This window comes from Stenotrophomonas sp. YJH_SMC_53, from assembly GCF_059369995.1.
In genome coordinates, this window is sequence record NZ_JCAFTF010000002.1 from 303453 (window position 1) to 322355 (window position 18903).

The 18903-nt window shown below is 66.5% G+C and carries 23 protein-coding genes; 18 read left to right on the forward strand and 5 right to left on the reverse strand.

The features are described 5' to 3' along the window. Positions 1–65: 65 nt before the first annotated feature. Positions 66–644: a GNAT family N-acetyltransferase gene (locus tag AC5P7X_RS04015; RefSeq protein WP_005416020.1), complete on the reverse strand. Its 579-nt coding sequence runs from the start codon at positions 642–644 to the stop codon at positions 66–68. A gap of 112 nt (positions 645–756) precedes the next feature. Beyond that, on the reverse strand, positions 757–2646 hold the full coding sequence (gene parE, locus AC5P7X_RS04020; RefSeq protein WP_005416021.1) for a DNA topoisomerase IV subunit B: 1890 nt from the start codon (positions 2644–2646) through the stop codon (positions 757–759). Positions 2647–2817: 171 nt separating this feature from the next. On the opposite strand from parE, the gene AC5P7X_RS04025 reads away from it, so the two are divergent. From AC5P7X_RS04025 to truD, 10 genes are all read left to right on the forward strand, one after another. Then, positions 2818–3051, forward strand: a complete 234-nt coding sequence (locus AC5P7X_RS04025) for a hypothetical protein (RefSeq protein ID WP_005416022.1) — start codon at positions 2818–2820, stop codon at positions 3049–3051. Positions 3052–3451: 400 nt separating this feature from the next. Beyond that, entirely contained in the window at positions 3452–5116 is a 1665-nt protein-coding gene (gene pyrG, locus AC5P7X_RS04030) for a CTP synthase (protein WP_005416023.1), read from the forward strand. An 89-nt stretch (positions 5117–5205) separates the two neighbouring features. Then, positions 5206–6036: a 3-deoxy-8-phosphooctulonate synthase gene (kdsA, locus tag AC5P7X_RS04035; RefSeq protein ID WP_010485995.1), complete on the forward strand. Its 831-nt coding sequence runs from the start codon at positions 5206–5208 to the stop codon at positions 6034–6036. After that, complete coding sequence (locus AC5P7X_RS04040) at positions 6033–6380, forward strand: hypothetical protein (protein WP_329841769.1); 348 nt, start codon at positions 6033–6035, stop codon at positions 6378–6380. The genes kdsA and AC5P7X_RS04040 overlap by 4 nt, the downstream gene beginning before the upstream one ends. Continuing rightward, a complete protein-coding gene (locus tag AC5P7X_RS04045; protein WP_053500063.1) occupies positions 6380–6709 on the forward strand; it encodes a hypothetical protein in 330 nt (109 codons plus the stop codon). The genes AC5P7X_RS04040 and AC5P7X_RS04045 overlap by 1 nt, the downstream gene beginning before the upstream one ends. Positions 6710–6805: 96 nt before the next feature. Continuing rightward, positions 6806–8098: a phosphopyruvate hydratase gene (eno, locus tag AC5P7X_RS04050; RefSeq protein WP_053500065.1), complete on the forward strand. Its 1293-nt coding sequence runs from the start codon at positions 6806–6808 to the stop codon at positions 8096–8098. 4 nt (positions 8099–8102) lie between these two features. Next, positions 8103–8456 (forward strand): cell division protein FtsB, encoded by a 354-nt coding sequence (ftsB, locus tag AC5P7X_RS04055; protein WP_005416028.1) that lies wholly within the window; start codon positions 8103–8105, stop codon positions 8454–8456. Next, positions 8453–9151: a 2-C-methyl-D-erythritol 4-phosphate cytidylyltransferase gene (gene ispD / locus AC5P7X_RS04060; RefSeq protein ID WP_005416029.1), complete on the forward strand. Its 699-nt coding sequence runs from the start codon at positions 8453–8455 to the stop codon at positions 9149–9151. The genes ftsB and ispD overlap by 4 nt, the downstream gene beginning before the upstream one ends. A gap of 34 nt (positions 9152–9185) precedes the next feature. After that, a complete protein-coding gene (ispF, locus tag AC5P7X_RS04065) occupies positions 9186–9683 on the forward strand; it encodes a 2-C-methyl-D-erythritol 2,4-cyclodiphosphate synthase (RefSeq protein WP_005409005.1) in 498 nt (165 codons plus the stop codon). Further along, positions 9680–10711 carry a tRNA pseudouridine(13) synthase TruD gene (gene truD / locus AC5P7X_RS04070; RefSeq protein ID WP_329841773.1) on the forward strand — a complete coding sequence of 344 codons (1032 nt, stop codon included), beginning with the start codon at positions 9680–9682 and terminating at the stop codon, positions 10709–10711. Before ispF ends, truD begins: the two co-directional genes overlap by 4 nt. A 71-nt stretch (positions 10712–10782) precedes the next feature. Here truD and AC5P7X_RS04075 read toward each other — a convergent pair whose 3' ends face one another. Then, positions 10783–11322 carry a Smr/MutS family protein gene (locus AC5P7X_RS04075; protein WP_005409007.1) on the reverse strand — a complete coding sequence of 180 codons (540 nt, stop codon included), beginning with the start codon at positions 11320–11322 and terminating at the stop codon, positions 10783–10785. Between the two features lie 209 nt (positions 11323–11531). Here AC5P7X_RS04075 and surE point away from each other — a divergent pair, with 209 nt between their 5' ends. From surE to AC5P7X_RS04100, 5 genes are all read left to right on the forward strand, one after another. Then, positions 11532–12311: a 5'/3'-nucleotidase SurE gene (gene surE / locus AC5P7X_RS04080; protein ID WP_005416031.1), complete on the forward strand. Its 780-nt coding sequence runs from the start codon at positions 11532–11534 to the stop codon at positions 12309–12311. Further along, positions 12308–12985, forward strand: a complete 678-nt coding sequence (locus AC5P7X_RS04085) for a protein-L-isoaspartate(D-aspartate) O-methyltransferase (protein ID WP_005416032.1) — start codon at positions 12308–12310, stop codon at positions 12983–12985. Before surE ends, AC5P7X_RS04085 begins: the two co-directional genes overlap by 4 nt. Before the next feature lie 18 nt (positions 12986–13003). Further along, positions 13004–13618, forward strand: a complete 615-nt coding sequence (locus AC5P7X_RS04090; protein ID WP_329841775.1) for a YqaA family protein — start codon at positions 13004–13006, stop codon at positions 13616–13618. Continuing rightward, the gene (locus AC5P7X_RS04095; protein WP_005416034.1) at positions 13615–14397 is read left to right on the forward strand and encodes a peptidoglycan DD-metalloendopeptidase family protein; all 783 of its coding nucleotides are present in this window, start codon (positions 13615–13617) and stop codon (positions 14395–14397) included. The genes AC5P7X_RS04090 and AC5P7X_RS04095 overlap by 4 nt, the downstream gene beginning before the upstream one ends. Positions 14398–14568: 171 nt before the next feature. After that, positions 14569–15057 carry a hypothetical protein gene (locus tag AC5P7X_RS04100; RefSeq protein ID WP_069137913.1) on the forward strand — a complete coding sequence of 163 codons (489 nt, stop codon included), beginning with the start codon at positions 14569–14571 and terminating at the stop codon, positions 15055–15057. A 28-nt stretch (positions 15058–15085) separates the two neighbouring features. Here AC5P7X_RS04100 and AC5P7X_RS04105 read toward each other — a convergent pair whose 3' ends face one another. Together AC5P7X_RS04105 and yhbY are read right to left on the reverse strand one after the other, a co-directional pair. After that, positions 15086–15460 carry an Mth938-like domain-containing protein gene (locus tag AC5P7X_RS04105; protein WP_329841776.1) on the reverse strand — a complete coding sequence of 125 codons (375 nt, stop codon included), beginning with the start codon at positions 15458–15460 and terminating at the stop codon, positions 15086–15088. 13 nt (positions 15461–15473) lie between these two features. Then, positions 15474–15779 (reverse strand): ribosome assembly RNA-binding protein YhbY, encoded by a 306-nt coding sequence (gene yhbY / locus AC5P7X_RS04110; protein ID WP_005416037.1) that lies wholly within the window; start codon positions 15777–15779, stop codon positions 15474–15476. A gap of 65 nt (positions 15780–15844) precedes the next feature. Between yhbY and rlmE the strand changes: the two genes are divergently transcribed. The 3 genes from rlmE to AC5P7X_RS04125 all read left to right on the forward strand — a co-directional run bounded on the left by rlmE (position 15845) and on the right by AC5P7X_RS04125 (position 18769). Further along, positions 15845–16477, forward strand: coding sequence for a 23S rRNA (uridine(2552)-2'-O)-methyltransferase RlmE (rlmE, locus tag AC5P7X_RS04115; RefSeq protein WP_005409014.1), 633 nt, complete (start codon positions 15845–15847; stop codon positions 16475–16477). 69 nt (positions 16478–16546) lie between these two features. Further along, positions 16547–18481, forward strand: a complete 1935-nt coding sequence (gene ftsH / locus AC5P7X_RS04120; RefSeq protein WP_346607901.1) for an ATP-dependent zinc metalloprotease FtsH — start codon at positions 16547–16549, stop codon at positions 18479–18481. Positions 18482–18583: 102 nt separating this feature from the next. Further along, positions 18584–18769, forward strand: coding sequence for a hypothetical protein (locus AC5P7X_RS04125; protein WP_005416039.1), 186 nt, complete (start codon positions 18584–18586; stop codon positions 18767–18769). Positions 18770–18903 lie beyond the last annotated feature (134 nt).

An 18903-nucleotide genomic window follows, 5' to 3' on the forward strand; every position in this document is an offset into this window, starting at 1 on the left:
GCGGCCCATGTCGTATGTGTCCAAAGGCATGGCCGTGCGTTGAGCCCGCTACTGGCCAGATTGGGTCAAGCGGGCAGGGTGGCTGCCGCGTCGTCATCGGCCAGCAGGCCGTAGACGGCCGAGTCGGCCAGTTCCCCCTGGATGCGCCAGCGCTGGCGCAGCACTCCCTCGCGGCGGAAGCCCAGGCGTTCGAGCACGTGCGCGGAGGGTGCGTTGCGCGGGTCGATCTCGGCTTCCACGCGATGCAGGTGGAGGGTGCCGAACAGGTAGGCCAGTACCTGCTGCAGGGCCTCGTGCATGTAGCCCTGGCCCTGGCGATCCGGTGCCAGCAGGTAGCCGATCTCGGCGCGGGCTGCAGTGCGGTCCACTGCAAACACCACGCAGATGCCCAGCAGTGGACCTTCCAGCGATTCGCGCACGGCCAGCTTCAGCTGGGTACCGATGGCATGGGCGGCGAGATCATCGTCGATCTGTTCGCGCGCCTCGGCCTGTCGCGTCCAGGCCGGATGATTCCACCAGCGCATCACGTCGGGATTGGACTGCAGCGCGAACAGCGCGGCGGCGTCGTCACGGCGGATCGGGCTCAGGACCAGCCGTGCGCTGTGCAGCGGCAGGTCGGGGAACAGCAGCGAGTGGCTGGCCAATACGGTGGTCCGCACGGATGGACGCGCATTATGGCGCCGCCGGGTTTGCCGATGGGGGCGGAATCTCTGTAGAGCCGAGCCGATGCTCGGCTCTACAGGAGGGCTGCGGGAGTCAGACTTCCAGGGAGGCGAGATCGCCCTTCGACTCCAGCCAGCCCTTGCGGTCGGACGCGCGCTTCTTGGCCAGCAACATGTCCATCAGCGAGCGGGTCTGCTCGCCATCGTCCACGGTCAGCTGTACCAGGCGGCGCGTATCCGGGTGGATGGTCGACTCGCGCAGCTGCGGCGGGTTCATCTCGCCCAGGCCCTTGAAGCGGGTGACGTTGATGGCGCCCTTGATCTTCTCGCGCTCGATCTTGTCCAGCATCGAGCGCTTTTCTTCCTCATCGAGGGCATAGAACACCTGCTTGCCCACATCGATGCGGAACAGCGGCGGCATCGCCACGAACACATGGCCGGCATCGACCAGTGCCGGGAAGTGCTTCAGGAACAGCGCGGTCAGCAGCGTTGCGATGTGCAGGCCGTCGGAGTCCGCGTCGGCCAGGATGATCACCTTGCCGTAGCGCAGGCCGCTGATGTCGTCCTTGCCGGGGTCGCAGCCGATGGCGATGGCCAGGTTGTGTACTTCCTCCGAGGCCAGCACGCTGTTGGACGAGACTTCCCAGGTGTTCAGGATCTTGCCACGCAGCGGCATGATCGCCTGGAAATCCTTGTCGCGGGCCTGCTTGGCGCTGCCGCCTGCCGAGTCACCTTCCACCAGGAACAGCTCGGTGCGCGACAGGTCCTGGCTGATGCAGTCTGCCAACTTGCCGGGCAGGGCCGGGCCCTGGGTGATCTTCTTGCGGACGACCAGCTTCTCGGTCTTCAGGCGCGCGCTGGCACGCTCGATGGCGATCTGCGCGATCTTCTCGCCCAGTTCCACGTTCTGGTTCAGCAGCAGGCTGAACGCATCATGGGCGGCACCTTCGACGAAACCGGCGGCCTGGCGCGAGGACAGGCGCTCCTTCGTCTGGCCGCTGAACTGTGGGTCGGTCATCTTCAGCGACAGCACGAACGACACGCGATCCCACACGTCTTCCGGGGCCAGCTTGACGCCACGCGGCAGCAGGTTGCGGAAGTCGCAGAACTCGCGCAGCGCTTCGGTCAGGCCGGTGCGCAGGCCGTTGACATGGGTGCCGTGCTGCGCGGTGGGAATCAGGTTGACGTAGCTTTCCTGCACCAGCTCGCCTTCCGGCAGCCAGGCCACGGCCCAGTCAACTACCTCGGTGTCCTTCTTCAGGTTGCCGACGAACAGGTCGGCCGGCAGCGATTCGCGCTCGCCCAGCTCCAGCTTCAGGTAATCGCGCAGGCCGTCTTCGTAGTACCAGGTATCGACTTCACCGGTGGCTTCATCGGTCAGCTTCACGGTCAGGCCCGGGCACAGCACGGCCTTGGCGCGCAGCAGGTGCTTGAGCGCGCGCACCGCGAACTTCGGCGTATCGAAGTACTTCGGGTCCGGCCAGAAGCGCACGCGGGTACCGGTGTTCTTCTTGCCGACGCTGCCGACCACTTCCAGCGGCGTGGCACGGTCGCCGTTGCGGAAGGTGATGCGGTGTTCGGCGCCGTCGCGCTTGATGTGCACTTCCACCAGGGTCGACAGCGCATTGACGACGCTGACGCCGACGCCGTGCAGGCCGCCGGAGAAGGTGTAGTTGTTGTTGCTGAACTTGCCGCCCGCGTGCAGGCGCGTGAGGATCAGCTCGACACCCGGGATCTTCTCCTCCGGATGAATGTCCACTGGCATGCCGCGGCCGTCATCGCTGACCTCCACGCTGCCATCCTTGTACAGGGTGATCTCGATCGAACGGGCGTGACCGGCGAGGGCTTCGTCCACCGAGTTGTCGATCACTTCCTGCGCCAGGTGGTTCGGGCGCGCGGTGTCGGTATACATGCCGGGACGGCGCTTGACCGGGTCAAGGCCGGACAGGACTTCAATATCGGCGGCGTTATAGCGGGCGTTCATCTGTCTTCGAAAGCTTGGAGCGACGGGCAAGTGTGGGGTCTGGCACGGGAATTTGCACGCCTGCGGTTCAGTCTCGGCGGCGCAGAGGAGGTAAAATAGCCCTCGCTGGAATCTGAACGCCGGCGGCCCCGTTGGGTCTGAACGTCCAAGCCATACCGCGAGGAGGACCTCATGAAGAAGTTGCTGACCATTGCGATCCTGGCCGCTGCCGCCGTTGCAGTGCCGCTGGTGGTGGCGCAGAACGCCGGCCAGCCGGCCCCGCAGCAGGGTGACCAGGCCGACAAGGCGCAGGCCGAGGCCGATGCCAAGGCCAAGCGTCGGGCCCAGGCCAATGCCGAAATGAAGGCGCAGGGCCAGCCGGCCCCGCAGCAGGAAGAGGAAGAGGAAGCGCGCAAGAAGCGCTGATCCCGCAACCTGCCAGGCGCCCTTGCGACAAGGGTTGCGCACCGAAACGCCCCGCCCAGCGGGGCGTTTTTTGTTGGATCGGCCGCACAAGCCCCTTGGGTTGGCGGCCATCAATCTGTAAACTATGGCTTTCCGGGAGTAAGTGCGTGTCCACCCTTTGCGAATGGGCTGGAGCGGCCAAGCGTGGCTTCCAGCATGGCGGGTCGCAGGTGACGGTCGATTTGACCGGCACGGCCGCCCCGACCTCGCACGATGGTTCCCGTCCGGCGCCTGCCGCCGCACGGATCCGCACCTCCCTCGCTGCCACAGCGAACCGGAAAACCCCCTCTGAGCACCATGCCCGCCCTCCGGGTGCGCGTGGTGCTGCCGTTTTCCATTTCCAGACAGGATGCTTGCAGCCATGACTCCCTTGATTTTCGTAACCGGCGGCGTGGTGTCCTCGCTCGGCAAAGGCATTGCCGCCGCGTCGCTGGCCGCCATTCTCGAAGCCCGTGGCCTGAAGGTCACGATGATGAAGCTCGACCCGTACATCAACGTCGACCCGGGCACCATGAGTCCGTTCCAGCACGGTGAGGTCTATGTCACCGACGACGGCGCGGAGACCGACCTCGACCTGGGCCACTACGAGCGCTTCGTGCGCACCCGCCTCAGCCGCAAGAACTCGGTCACCACCGGCCGCATCTACGAGAACGTGATCCGCAAGGAGCGCCGCGGCGACTACCTGGGCGCGACCGTGCAGGTCATTCCGCACATCACCGACGAGATCCGTCGCTGCATCGACGAAGCCACCGAAGGCTATGACGTGGCACTGGTCGAGATCGGCGGCACCGTTGGCGACATCGAGTCGCTGCCGTTCCTGGAGGCGATCCGCCAGGTGCGCACCGAACGTGGCCCGGAGAAGGCGCTGTTCATGCACCTCACCCTGGTGCCGTACATCGGCGCCGCCGGCGAGCTGAAGACCAAGCCGACCCAGCACTCGGTGAAGGAACTGCGCTCGATCGGCATCCAGCCGGACGTCCTGCTGTGCCGCTCCGAGCAGGCGGTGCCGGATTCGGAGCGCCGCAAGATCGCCCAGTTCACCAACGTTTCCGAGCGTGCGGTGATCAGCGTGCCGGACGTGGACGTGCTGTACCGCATCCCGTCTGGCCTGCATGCACAGGGCCTGGACGAAATCGTGGTGAACCAGCTGAAGCTGGCCGACAAGGCCGGTCCGGTCGACCTGTCGATGTGGGAAGACGCGGTCGATGCGACCCTGCACCCGCTGGACGAAGTGACCATCGCCGTGGTCGGCAAGTACGTCGATCACCAGGATGCCTACAAGTCGGTCGGCGAAGCACTGAAGCACGGTGGCCTGCGCCAGCGCACCAAGGTCAACCTGAAGTGGCTGGAAGCACAGGACCTGGAAGGCACCGACATGGCTGCACTGGCCGATGTCGACGGCATCCTGGTGCCGGGTGGCTTCGGTGACCGTGGTTTCGAAGGCAAGGTGCTGACCTCGAAGTTCGCCCGCGAGCAGCAGGTGCCGTACTTCGGCATCTGCTACGGCATGCAGGCGGCCGTGGTCGACTACGCGCGCAACGTGGTCGGCCTGGAAGGTGCCAACAGCACCGAGAACGACCGCCAGTCGCCGAACCCGGTGATCGGCCTGATCACCGAATGGCGCACCGCCAGCGGCGATGTCGAGAAGCGTGACGACAAGAGCGACCTCGGCGGCACCATGCGCCTGGGCCTGCAGGAACAACGCCTGAAGCCGGGCACGCTGGCCCGCGAGCTGTACGGCAAGGACGTGGTCGCCGAGCGCCACCGCCACCGCTACGAGTTCAACAACCGTTACCGCACCCAGCTGGAAGATGCGGGCCTGGTGATCGCCGGCAAGTCGATGGACGACACCCTGGTGGAAGTGGTCGAGCTGCCACGCGATGCCCACCCGTGGTTCCTGGCCTGCCAGGCGCACCCGGAATTCCTGTCCACGCCGCGTGACGGACACCCGCTGTTCATTGGTTTCATCCGTGCCGCGCGCGAGCGCAAGGCCGGCGGCAAGCTGCTTTCCGAAGCGCGCGCCTGACTTGTGAATGGGGGCTTCGGCCCCCATCCTGCATGCTTCAACCCCCAGCGCACCGCCCCGTCCGGTGCTGCGGACAACAAGGAAACGCCATGAAACTGTGTGGATTCGAGGTCGGGCTGGACCAGCCCCTGTTCCTGATCGCCGGCCCCTGCGTGATCGAGTCGATGCAGCTGCAGCTCGATACCGCCGGCAAGCTGAAGGAGATCACCGACAAGCTCGGCGTCAACTTCATCTTCAAGTCCAGCTTCGACAAGGCCAACCGCACTTCGGGTACCGCATTCCGCGGCCCGGGCATGGAAGAGGGCCTGAAGGTGCTGGCCGAAGTGAAGAAGCAGATCGGCGTGCCGGTGCTGACCGACGTCCACGAATACACCCCGATGGACGAAGTGGCCTCGGTGGTGGACGTGCTGCAGACCCCGGCGTTCCTGGTCCGCCAGACCGACTTCATCCGCAAGGTGTGCTCGGCCGGCAAGCCGGTCAACATCAAGAAGGGCCAGTTCCTGGCGCCGTGGGACATGAAGCCGGTCGTGGAGAAGGCCAAGGCCACCGGCAACGAGCAGATCATGGTCTGCGAGCGCGGTGCCAGCTTCGGCTACAACAACCTGGTCAGCGACATGCGTTCGCTGGCGGTGATGCGCGAGACCGGTTGCCCGGTGGTGTTCGACGCCACCCACTCGGTGCAGTTGCCGGGCGGGCAGGGCACCAGCTCAGGCGGCCAGCGCGAGCACGTGCCGGTGCTGGCCCGTGCCGCGGTGGCGGTGGGCATCTCCGGCCTGTTCGCCGAAACCCATCCGGATCCGTCAAAGGCGCTGTCCGATGGTCCCAACGCGTGGCCGCTGGACCAGATGGAGGCCCTGCTCGAGACCCTGATGGAACTCGACGCGGTGACCAAGAAGCACGGCTTTTCGCGCTTCGCGTGAGTCGTGACCCGTGGGTGGCGCTGGAAACCCAGCGCCGCCGCCGGCACTGGAGACAGTGGCCGTGGGGCCTGATCGCGCTGGGGCTGTCCGCGGTGTTCACCGTGGGCTTGTTCTGCCTGGTGCTGATCGGCGCCGCGTCAGTGCGCCCACCGGGTGATGGCGGCAGCGCGCTCGATCTTCGGGCGTATTTCATTGCGCTTGTGGTCGGAGAGCTGCTGGCCAGCGCAGGGTGCGTCGCTTCGGCTGTGCTGGCCTGGCGATTGAACCGTGGCAAGGTACCGGCAGGGCTGGCGATCATCCTGCTTTCTCTGTGGATCGGCACCCTGTCCTACGGATGGCTTTGATGAATACGACCCCATCGGCGCGCGGCTGGCCCTGGGGCCTGATCGCGCTGGCGCTGTCCGTGTTGACCTGGATGGCCCTGGTGGTGGGCGTGCTGGCCTTCACCGCCGGCTTCCGGCCGCCCGGGGACGGAAACAATGGCGTGCAGGCCACGCAGTGGTGGATGCTGGGCGCGCTGGTCACGATGGTGCTGTGCTTTCTCGGCAGCCCGGTGGCGATGGTGTTGGCCTGGCGACGGCGGCGTGGCCCCATCCTTGCGGCGATTGCCGGTGCATTGCTGGTGATGCTGGTCTCGCTGGTCCTTATCGTGATCGGGTCGAGCTGGGGCTGATGCAGGCCACGCCATTTGGCAAGTGGCGGGCAGCCGGGGATAATCACGCGGCATTCGTTTTGTCGCCCCCTCTCCAGACAGGTAACCGGCCCGACCATGAGTACGATCCGCAGCATCCACGCCCGTGAAATCCTCGACAGCCGTGGCAATCCCACGCTGGAAGCCGAAGTCATCCTGGAGGACGGTTCGTTCGGTCGCGCCGCGGTTCCCTCAGGCGCCTCGACCGGCACCAAGGAAGCGGTCGAGCTGCGTGACGGCGACAAGACCCGTTACCTGGGCAAGGGCGTGCGCAAGGCCGTTGACAACGTCAACACCACGATTGCCGCCGCGCTGAAGGGGTTTGAAGCCACCGACCAGGCCGGCCTCGACCGTCGCCTGATCGATCTGGACGGCACCGAGAACAAGGGTCGGCTGGGCGCCAACGCACTGCTGGGTGTTTCGATGGCCGCCGCGCACGCCGCCGCCGCATCCAGCAAGCAGGCGCTGTGGCAGTACCTGGCTGCCCGGACCGGCGTGACCCCGTCGCTGCCGGTGCCGATGATGAACATCATCAACGGCGGCGCGCATGCCGACAACAACGTCGACTTCCAGGAGTTCATGGTGCTGCCGGTCGGCTTCACCTCGTTCTCCGAAGCATTGCGCGCCGGTACCGAAATCTTCCATTCGCTGAAGTCGGTGCTGAAGGGCCACGGCCTGAGCACGGCGGTGGGCGACGAAGGCGGCTTCGCGCCGGACTTCCGCAGCAACGTCGAAGCGCTGGACACCATCCTCGAAGCGATCGGCAAGGCCGGCTACACCGCCGGTGAAGACGTGCTGCTGGGCCTGGACGTGGCTTCCAGCGAATTCTTCGAGAACGGCAAGTACAATCTGGTCGGCGAGAACAAGCGCCTGACTTCCGAGCAGTTCGTCGACTTCCTCGCCGACTGGGCCGCGCAGTACCCGATCATCACGATCGAAGACGGCCTGGCCGAGAACGACTGGGCGGGTTGGAAGCTGCTGACCGACCGCATCGGCAAGAAGGTGCAGCTGGTCGGTGACGACCTGTTCGTGACCAACCCGAAGATCTTCCAGGAAGGCATCGACTCGGGCACCGCCAACGCGATCCTGATCAAGGTCAACCAGATCGGCACGCTCAGCGAAACCCTGGAAGCGATCGCCATGGCCGACCGCGCCGGCTATGCGGCCGTGGTCTCGCACCGGTCGGGCGAAACCGAAGACACCACCATCGCCGACATCGCCGTGGCCACCACCGCCACCCAGATCAAGACCGGCTCGCTGTGCCGCAGCGATCGCGTGGCCAAGTACAACCAGCTGCTGCGCATCGAGGAAGCCCTCGGCGCCGGCGCGCGTTACGCCGGTCGTGACGCGTTCGTTTCGCTGAAGCGCTGAGCCGATGCGCGACTGGCGCTGGATGCTGCTGGTGCTGGCCCTGTTGCTGGGCTGGCTGCAGTACCGCTTCTGGTTCGGTCCGGGCAATTCGGGTGAAGTGATGATGCTCGAAGCCCAGGTCGCCAACCAGGAACGGGACAATGAGGGTCTGCAGCAGCGCAACGACGCGCTGGCCGCCGAAGTGAAGGACCTCAAGGAAGGCCAGTCCGCCATCGAGGAACGCGCGCGCAGCGAGCTGGGCATGATCAAGCCCGGTGAGAAGTTCTACCGCGTGGTCGAGGATGCGCCGGTCCGTCCGGCGCAGCCCGCTGCAGGCGTCACTGTCCAGGCCGGCGATCACCCGGCGGACGTGCCATGAGCGCGGCGATCTGGGTGGTGGTTCCGGCTGCCGGCCGTGGCGCCCGCTTTGGTGCGCCGCTGCCCAAGCAGTACCTGCAGGCGGGCGGGCAGATCCTGCTCGCTCATACCCTGGACGCGCTGCTGGCGCATCCGGCCGTGGCCGGCGCAATGGTGGTGATCGGCCAGGACGACGGCGACTGGCCGGGCTGGAGCGAATGGGCCGGCAAACCGGTGCTGACCTGCATCGGCGGCGCGACCCGTGCCGCCTCGGTGCTGGCTGGGCTGCAGGCGTTGCCGGACTCGGTGCGCGCTGATGAATTCGTGCTGGTCCACGACGCCGCGCGCCCCAACCTGTCGCTGGCCGATCTTGGCCGCCTGCTTGAAGTCGGGCGTGCCGATCCGGTCGGGGCGATCCTGGCCGCACCGGTGCGCGACACCCTCAAGCGTGCGGGCGACGACGGTGGCATCGATGGCACTGAACCGCGCGAGCGGCTGTGGCGTGCACTGACACCACAGCTGTTCCGCCGCCACCAGCTCAGCCGCGCGCTGTCCGACGCCGCCGCTGCCGGTGTTGAAGTCACCGACGAGGCCATGGCCATGGAGCGCCAGGGCCAGCGCCCGCTGCTGGTGGAAGGCAGCGAGGACAACTTCAAGGTCACCACCCCGGCCGATCTGGACCGGTTCGAATTCGTACTTTCCCGCCGCGCCGGCTGACTGCCCGCGCGGCCCTGCTGCAAGGGCTGCATCCATGAGCACCGCACCGTTCCCGCCCGTCCGCATCGGCCAGGGCTACGACGTCCATGCCTTCGGTGAAGGCGATCACATCATGCTCGGCGGAGTGAACGTACCGCACAGCTGCGGCGTGCTGGCGCACAGCGACGGCGACGTGATCCTGCACGCCCTGTGCGATGCCATGCTCGGTGCGCTGGCGCTGGGCGATATCGGCCAGCATTTCCCGCCGAGCGATGATCGCTGGAAGGGCGCCGACAGCAGCGATTTCGTGCGCCATTGCGACAGCCTGCTGCGCGAGCGTGGCTGGCGCGTTGGCAACACCGACATCACCGTGATCTGCGAGCGGCCGAAGGTTGGCCCGCATGCGCTGGCCATGCGTGAGCGCATTGGTGGGTTGCTGCAGCTGCCGCTGGACGCGGTCAGCGTCAAGGCGACCACCTCGGAGAAGCTGGGCTTCACCGGCCGCGGCGAAGGCATCGCCGCGCAGGCGGTCGTGTTGCTGGTGGCGGCATGATCCCGCTGCCGTTGGCGTTTGGTGCGCCGCTGTTGACGGCGCGCATCCGCACCACGCCGGACGATTTCCAGGTGGATGAACTGCCGGCCTTCGAGGCCACCGGTGAAGGCGAGCACCTGTTGCTGCACATCCGCAAGCGCGGCGCCAACACCGTGCATGTGGCCAAGCGGCTGGCCAAGTGGGCGGGCCTGCCGGAAATGGCGGTGAGCTACGCCGGCATGAAGGATCGGCATGCGGTCACCACCCAGCGTTTCAGCGTGCACCTGCCCAAGCGCGTCGCGCCGGATCTGGCCGAGCTGGCCAGTGATGAGATCGAAGTGCTCGAAGCGACCTGGCACAACCGCAAGCTGCAGCGTGGTGCACTGGCCGGCAACCGCTTCAGGCTGGTGCTGCGCGAGGTGCAGGGCGATGCTGCGGCGATCAGCGAGCGCCTGCAGCAGATCGCCGGGCGCGGCCTGCCGAACTGGTTTGGCGAGCAGCGCTTCGGCCGCGACGGCGGCAACGTGCCTGCCGCATTGGCGATGTTCGGTGGCCGCCGCATGCGCAAGGACCAGCGTTCGCTGTTGCTGTCGGCTGCCCGCTCGGCGCTGTTCAATCGTGTGCTCGCCGCGCGCGTGGAGCTGGGCAACTGGGATCAACCGCTGGACGGTGAAGTGTGGATGCTCGATGGCAGCCGCAGCGTGTTCGGCCCCGAACCCTACACCGACGTGCTGGCCGAGCGCCTGGCCCGTTTCGACATCCATCCCAGCGCGCCGCTGTGGGGCGAAGGCGAGCTGCGCAGCGCCGACGCTGCACGTGAGCTGGAGCTGGCCGCGCTGGACGACGAGGAATCGAAGGCGCTGCGCGCTGGCCTGGAAGACGCACGGCTGAAGCAGGAGCGCCGCGCGCTGCGCCTGCGCCCGGCGTTGCTGCAGCATCAGTGGTTGGCCAGTGATGTACTGGAACTCTCGTTCGCGTTGCCGCCGGGCTGCTACGCCACCGCCGTGCTGCACGAACTCGGCCCCGTCGAAGACGCCGCGCAGGCCTGACAGAAAAAGGGGACGGAGGGAATTAAGTCGTTTGTGGCACAAACGACTTAATTCCCTCCGTCCCCTTTTTGTCAACGCCGCGCCAGCAACACCAGCACCGCGCCGGTGCCGCCTTGCCCGGTCGGCGCCGAATGAAACGCCAGCACGTCGTTGCGCAGCCGCAGCAGGCGATCAACCAGGTTCTTCAGCACCGGTGCACCGCCATCGGACTGCAGGCCCTTGCCGTGGATGATGCGCACGCAGCCATACTCGTGTGCATGCGCTTCCAGCAGGAACTGGCGCAGCAGGGTTTCCGCCTGCGCGGCGGTGGCGCCGTGCAGGTCGAGCTCATCCTGTACCGAATACTGGCCGCGCTTGAGACGCTGGAACAGGCGCGGTGGCAGGTTGTCGCGGCGGTAGCTGGCCACGTCGCCCGCTTCCAGCGGCGTACTGTCGCGCAGCAGCCGCGCAAACTCGCCCGCAGCTTCGGCCTCGTCGCGTTCGGCCATGCGTGCGCGCGGCTTGGGCCGGGGCGCAGCAGGCGCCGGTTCGGCATCCTTGCGCAGCGGCGTCACTTCACCGATGGCCGCACGGAACAGCGCGGCCGGATCTTCGTCTTCAGGGTGCGACATGCGCACAGGGTAAACCGCCGGCGCGGGTCTGCCTATGACGGTTCGATGTCGGCCGTGACCGCCGGCAGGGTAGGACCGGCGGCTCGCATGCGGCACAATAGACGATGCCCTTGCAGGGTCGACGGCTTCCGCAGGGGAGTACGACGGTCCCGCCCACACTGCACGGTGACGGAATCGAATTCTTGGAAAATCAAGCGGTTAAATCGAAGATGCGAATCCTGGTCAGTAATGACGATGGTGTCGACGCCGCAGGCATCCGGATGCTTGCTTCGGTCCTGCGCGAGGCCGGACACGAAGTCACGGTGGTCGCGCCCGACCGCGATCGCTCCGGTGCCAGCAACTCGCTGACCCTGGACCTGCCGATCCGGCTCAAGCGCATCGACCATTACACCGTCTCGGTGGCTGGCACGCCGACCGACTGCGTGCACCTGGCGCTGACCGGCCTGCTTGAATTCGAGCCGGACATCGTCGTGTCAGGCATCAACAACGCCGCCAACCTCGGCGACGACGTGATCTATTCCGGCACCGTCTCGGCGGCGATGGAAGGCCGCTTCCTCGGCCTGCCGGCGGTGGCGGTCTCGCTGGTTACCCGCAACCACGATCCGAAGCACTTCGACACCGCCGCGCGCGCCGCAGTGGAGATCGTGGCCCGGCTCAAGGCCGATCCGCTGCCGGCCGACACCATCCTCAACGTCAACGTGCCGGATCTGCCCTGGAGCGAGGTCAAGGGCTTCGAGGTCACCCGCCTCGGCAACCGCCATCGTGCCGAAGGCTGCATCGCGCAGAAGGATCCGCGCGGCAACGAGGTGTACTGGATCGGCCCGGCCGGGCGCGAGCAGGACTCCGGCCCGGGCACCGACTTCCACGCGGTGCGCACCGGCCACATCTCGATCACCCCGATCCAGGTGGACCTGACCCGCTACCAGGCGCTGGAGAAAGTGGCCAGCTGGGTGGGTGGCCTCAGCGCCGCGCTGGACCGGCCGGCATGAGTCCACGCCTGCGACTGCAGCCGGAAGCTGTCGGCATCGGCATGACCTCGCAGCGCGTGCGTGACCGTCTGGTCGATCGCCTGCGCGAAGCTGGCATCGTCGACGAGTCCACCTTGAACGCAATCCGGGTTGTGCCGCGCCATCTGTTCATCGATGAAGCACTGGCCTCGCGTGCCTATGAGGACACCGCGCTGCCGATCGGCCATGGCCAGACCATCTCGCAGCCCTGGGTGGTCGCCCGGATGACCGAGGCGGTGCTCCAGGTCGCGCCGAAGCGCGTGCTGGAAGTCGGCACCGGCTCGGGCTACCAGGCCGCCATCCTGGGCGCGCTGGGCCTGGAGGTCTACACCGTGGAGCGTATCGGTGACCTGTTGCGGCAGGCACGCAAGCGCTTCCGCGCACTGGGCATGAACATCCGCACCAAGCATGACGACGGTCGCGCCGGATGGGCCGAGCACGGTCCGTTCGATGCCATCGTGGTCACCGCCGCCGCGCCTGCACTGGTCGATGAACTGGTCGGGCAGCTGGCTGAAGGGGGGCGCCTGGTGGCGCCGGTGGGTGGCCCGGGCGGACAGTCGCTGGTGCAGCTGGACCGCAAGCCCGATGGCAGCATCGAACAACGCGTGCTGGCGCCGGTCACGTTCGTGCCGCTGCTGTCTGGCATGCTCGACTAATCCACGGAGCAGGGTTGCATGAAGATTTTCGGGCCGCTGTACGAGCGGGCGATGAAGTGGGCGGCGCACGAACGCGCGCCGACCTACCTGACGGTACTGAGTTTCTTTGAAGCGATCATCTTCCCGGTGATGCCGGAAGTGATGCTGGCACCGATGTGCGTGGCCCAGCCCAGGCGTGGCTGGTGGTTCGCCACCCTCAGCCTGGCGGGCTCGATGGTCGGCGCGCTGGTTGGTTACGCGCTGGGTCATTACGCTTTCGAGGCGATCAAGCCGGTGTTCGAGGCGATGGGCATGCTTCCGGCGATCGAGCAGGGCATCACCACCGTGCAGGCGAAGATGGCCGAATCGCCGTGGGCGGTGTTCACCTTCCTGGTGCTGGGCGGCTTCATGCCGATCCCGATGAAGGTCTTCACGTGGGCATCGGGTATCGTCGGCGTACCGATGCCGCAGTACCTGTTGAGCATGTTGATCGGTCGTGGCAAGCGCGTGTTCGTGCTGGCCGCGGTCATCCGTATCGGTGGTGCGCGTGCCGAAGCGGCGCTGCGTCGCTGGATTGAACCGCTGGGCTGGATCGCCACCGTGCTGGTGGTGGTGCTGATCGCCTGGCTTGTATGGAGGTCGAAGTTCGCATGAATCCTGATCGTCTGAGCAAGGGAGTGCGCATCGGCGCGCTGGCGTTGCTGGTTTCCACACTGGCCGCCTGCGGTACCGCCACCGTGGTCCGCCCGGGCGGCGGCAACGCTGGCGGCGTGACCACGCCGAAGACCTCGGTACCCAAGCCCGGGCAGACCGTGGTGGTGCGCAAGGGCGACACCATCTATGCGCTGGCCCGCATCCATGACATCACCCCGGCCGACCTGATTGCCTGGAATCGTCTGGACAACCCGTCGACCATCTACCCCGGCCAGGTGATCCGCCTGTATCCGCAGGGGGCCACCAGCGGCCGTGCGCCGACCACGGTGGTCACCCCGCCGCGTTCGGCTGGCAGCAGTGGCGGCAGCACCGCGCCGGCCCCGGCGCCGGTCGGGCCGGTGAAGAGCAACATCGCCTGGCGCTGGCCAGCCGATGGCGCGATCGTCGGCCGCTACGTGGCCGGTGACGCGACCAAGCAGGGCGTCGACATCGCCGGTACCAGCGGCCAGCCGGTCAAGGCAACCGCCAACGGCGTGGTGGTGTACTCCGGTGCCGGCCTGGTCGGCTACGGCGAACTGATCATCATCAAGCACAGCGACCAGTGGCTGTCCGCCTATGGTCACAACCGCAAGCGCCTGGTCAATGAAGGGCAGAGCGTGAAGGCTGGCGAGCAGATCGCCGAAATGGGCCGCACCGGTGCGAACCGCGACATGGTCCACTTCGAGATTCGCTACAACGGCAAGCCGGTCGATCCGCAGCAGTACCTGCCGGCACGTTGACGCGGTTGGAACAGGGAGTGCCGGGCCATGCCTGGCGTTCCTGACCTGTAGAGCCGTGCTCGACTCAGCGACTGCGGAGCGGTCGTTTGCGATCCTGTGTGCCGCAGGCTCACCTTCACGGCGGACCGGATACCCGGCATTCTTGAGCGGTCCCAGTCGACCCGGTACCCCATGCTGCGTCCTGCTTCCGTTCTCGCCTTGCTGATCGTCGCACCGCTGGTCACCGCGGCCAGCGATCCGCGCGACGTGGTCACCCGTCTTTACGCCGTAGTCCAGGCGCCGGCTTCAGATGAAGCAGCCATCCCGCCGTTGCTGGGCGATGCCCTGCGCTCGGCGGTCGATGCGCAGCATGCTTACGAGCGGGCCTGTACCGCGCTGGCCGCGCACGACGAGAAGCCGCACATGCTCGACCAGAGCCTGTATCTGCTGGCGCCGGACCGACCGGACACGGTCGCGGTGGGAATGCCCGAATCGAGGGGTGACGCGACCTGGATCCGCGTCGACATGGCAGTGGGCGACTATCGATGGACCGACCGGGTCCTGCTGCAGCGGCAGGACCGGGACTGGAAGGTCATGGATATCCGCTGGGGGCAGGGCGGCCACCTGATCGGACGGCTCCAGGAGTTCTCGGCATTCCGCTGCGCGCCTTCAGGCCGCTAGGGGCCGGAGGCACCGGTGACTCGAGAACTCAGCCTTCCAGAATGAAAGCAGCCGCGACCTTGCGGCCTTCGCCTGCCAGGATGTTGAAGGTGCGTGCGGCGGCTGGATTGTTCATCACTTCCAGGCCGATGCCGCGTGACAGGCAGGCGGCCATCACCACCGCCGATGGGAACACCTGGCGGTCACCGGTACCCAGCACGATCAGCGCCGGGTTCAGCGCCAGGATCGGCTCCAGGTCCGCCAGCTGCAACGCAGCGGCGCTCGCCACCGGCCAATGCGCGACCAGCTGGTCCGGGGTCAGGAAGAAGCTCCCGTCCAGCACCTGGTCATTGACCTTGGCCGAGCGGCCATTGGCGGCGCGCAGGCTGTAGGCGTAGTCGGGCGGTTCGTGGTTCAGCTGCATGACGGTAGGGCGATCAGCCGCGCGGCAGCACGATCTGGCGCTGTTCCCTGCTCGGGCGGTACAGCACGGCGACGTGGCCGATGCGCTGCACCAGAGCGCTCTCGGTGGCTTCGACGATCTCGCCGATCATCACGTCACGGGCGTCGCGATCCTCGGCAGCGACCTTCACCTTGACCAGTTCGTGGCGCTCCAGCACTTCGTTCAGCTCAGCGATGAAGGCCGGGGTCACACCCTTGCCGCCGGTCTGCAGCAGGGCCTTCAGGTCGTGGGCTTGGCCGCGCAGGAAACGGGTCTGGGAAGCGGTCAGGGCGATGGACATGCAGGAAAACACGGTTGAATGGGGCGATCAGGGTATCATGAGGACCCCATCAGCCCCTATTTTCAATGGCTACCCGCAGCAAAAGCAGCCAGCGCTGGCTCAAGGAACACTTCTCCGACCCCTTCGTGAAGAAGGCGCAGGCCGAAGGCATGCGCTCGCGCGCCGCCTACAAGCTCGAAGAGCTGCTTGAACGTGACCGGCTGCTGAAGCCGCACATGGTGGTGGTCGACCTCGGCGCGGCGCCGGGTGGCTGGTCTCAGCAGGTTAGGAGACAGATCGGCGACACCGGCCGCGTGCTGGCCCTGGACATCCTGGACATGCCGCCGCTGGCCGGCGTGGAGTTCCTTCATGGTGACTTCAGGGAAGAAGCCGTCCTATCGCAGTTTGAAGCCATGCTCGGGGATCAGCCGGTAGACCTTGTGCTGTCGGACATGGCCCCCAATAAGAGTGGTGTGGGCGCGGTCGACCAGCCGCGGATGATGCACCTGGCGGAGCTGGCCCTGGATTTTGCCGACAACCACCTGAAGACCGGTGGGGCATTCCTGATCAAGCTGTTCCAGGGCGAGGGCTTTGACGACTACGTGCGCGACATGCGCCGCCGGTACGACAAGGTCTCCATCCGCAAGCCGGAAGCCTCGCGCAAGCGCTCTCCCGAGGTGTACGCCTTGGGTCAGGGAAAACGCGCCCACATGAAGTAAGCTCGCAATGTACGCAAGTTCGACCCCCACGCAACGCCAGCACTGAGAGGAACACCGGAGCCAATGAGGATGAACGACTTGACCAAGAACCTCCTGCTATGGGTGGTCGTCGCCGTCGTGCTGATGGTGGTCTTCCAGAGCTTCTCGCCGAAGTCCTCCGGAGCCGGCGCGCAGGGGGCGTCGTACTCGCAGTTCCTGGACCAGGTGGACAGCGGCAACGTGCAGAAGGTCGCCTTTGGCGGCGACATGCGCGGCGGCACCAGCCAGCTGACCTACACCACCCGCGGCGGGCAGACATCCACCATCACCGCACCGTTCGATCGCGACCTGATCAACGTGCTGCGCACCAAGAACGTGGAGATCGTGCAGGAGGAGCCGTCCAGCGGCATCTCCCTCGGTGCGATCCTGATGAATTTCCTCCCGGTCATCCTGATCATCGGCTTCTGGTTGTTCATCATGCGCCAGATGCAGGGCGGTGGCGGCGGTGCCAAGGGCGCGATGTCCTTCGGCAAGTCGCGCGCCAAGCTGCAGGGCGAGGACCAGATCAAGGTCACCTTCGCCGACGTCGCCGGCTGCGACGAGGCCAAGGAAGAAGTGGGTGAGCTGGTCGACTTCCTGCGCGACCCGTCCAAGTTCACCAAGCTGGGTGGCAAGATTCCGCGCGGCGTGCTGATGGTGGGCCCGCCGGGTACCGGCAAGACGCTGCTGGCCAAGGCCATCGCCGGCGAAGCCAAGGTGCCGTTCTTCTCGATCTCCGGTTCGGACTTCGTGGAAATGTTCGTCGGCGTCGGCGCCAGTCGCGTGCGCGACATGTTCGAGCAGGCCAAGAAGCATGCCCCGTGCATCATCTTCATCGACGAAATCGACGCCGTCGGTCGTCACCGTGGCGCCGGCCTGGGCGGTGGCCATGACGAGCGCGAGCAGACCCTGAACCAGCTGCTGGTCGAAATGGACGGTTTCGAGGGCGGTGAAGGCGTGATCGTGATCGCCGCCACCAACCGTCCGGACGTGCTGGACCCGGCGCTGCTGCGCCCGGGTCGCTTCGACCGCCAGGTCGTGGTTGGCCTGCCGGACGTGAAGGGTCGCGAGCACATCCTGAAGGTCCACATGCGCAAGCTGCCACTCGCCGACGATGTCGAGCCGATGGTGATCGCGCGGGGTACCCCGGGCTTCTCCGGTGCTGATCTGGCCAACCTGTGCAACGAGGCGGCCCTGTTCGCCGCGCGTGGCAACGAGAAGGAAGTCCGCATGGACCACTTCGACCGTGCCCGCGACAAGATCCTGATGGGTGCCGAGCGCCGCTCGATGGCCATGAGCGAAGAAGAGAAGACCCTGACCGCCTACCACGAAGCCGGCCACGCCATTGTCGGCCGCCTGGTGCCCGAGCACGACCCGGTCTACAAGGTCACGATCATCCCGCGCGGCCGTGCGCTGGGCGTGACCATGTACCTGCCGGAGGGCGACAAGTATTCGATGAACCGCGTGGCGATCAAGTCGCAGCTGTGCTCGCTGTACGGTGGTCGTGTGGCCGAGGAGCTGATCTTCGGTGCCGACAAGGTCACCACGGGCGCTTCCAACGACATCGAACGCGCCACCAAGATGGCCCGCAACATGGTCACCAAGTGGGGCCTGTCCGACCAGCTCGGCCCGATCGCCTATGGCGAAGAGGATGACGAGGTGTTCCTGGGCCGTTCGGTCACCCAGCACAAGAGCGTGTCCAACGACACCGCGCGTCGCATCGATGAGGAGGTGCGCAAGATCCTCGACGAAGCCTACGCGCGCACTACCGAGCTGATGACGGCCAACCTGGACAAGTTGCACGCGATGTCCCAGCTGCTGCTGCAGTACGAGACGATCGACGCGCCGCAGATCGACGCCATCATGGAAGGCCGCGATCCGCCGCCGCCGGCCGGCTGGAACAAGTCGAACAAGGATGGTGGCAACGACAAGGGCGGCGACGCCCGCCCGCTGCCGCCGATCGCGGGCCCGGCCGAATCGCACTGACGGCCCGCTGCGCGTGACACCAGACGAGGCCGGGGCAACCCGGCTTCGTCGTTTCTGGGCTACCGGCCCATTCCGAAGAACCGAACTGACGCTGGAGCCCGCATGTCTGCCCCGAAGCCCGAACCGATTTCCCACACCGCCGAAATGGTCATCGCCACCGTGGTCGGCGTGGGTGTGGGCCTCGGAGCCGACAATCTGCTGTTGGGCTGCGTGGTGGGTATCGCGGTCGGCATCGTGCTGAGCATCGCCAGGACCCTGTACGTGGACCGCAAGCGTCGCCGCCGTTGAGGGTGTCGGCAGGGCTGCGCCCTGCACCCGTGGTAGTGCCGGCCGCTGGCCGGCAACCTCAAAAGCAAAAGCAAAAGCGGGCTTTCCGTGGGATGGCGGGGCGGTGTCGGAGTGCGGGGACGCTGCAAGTACGT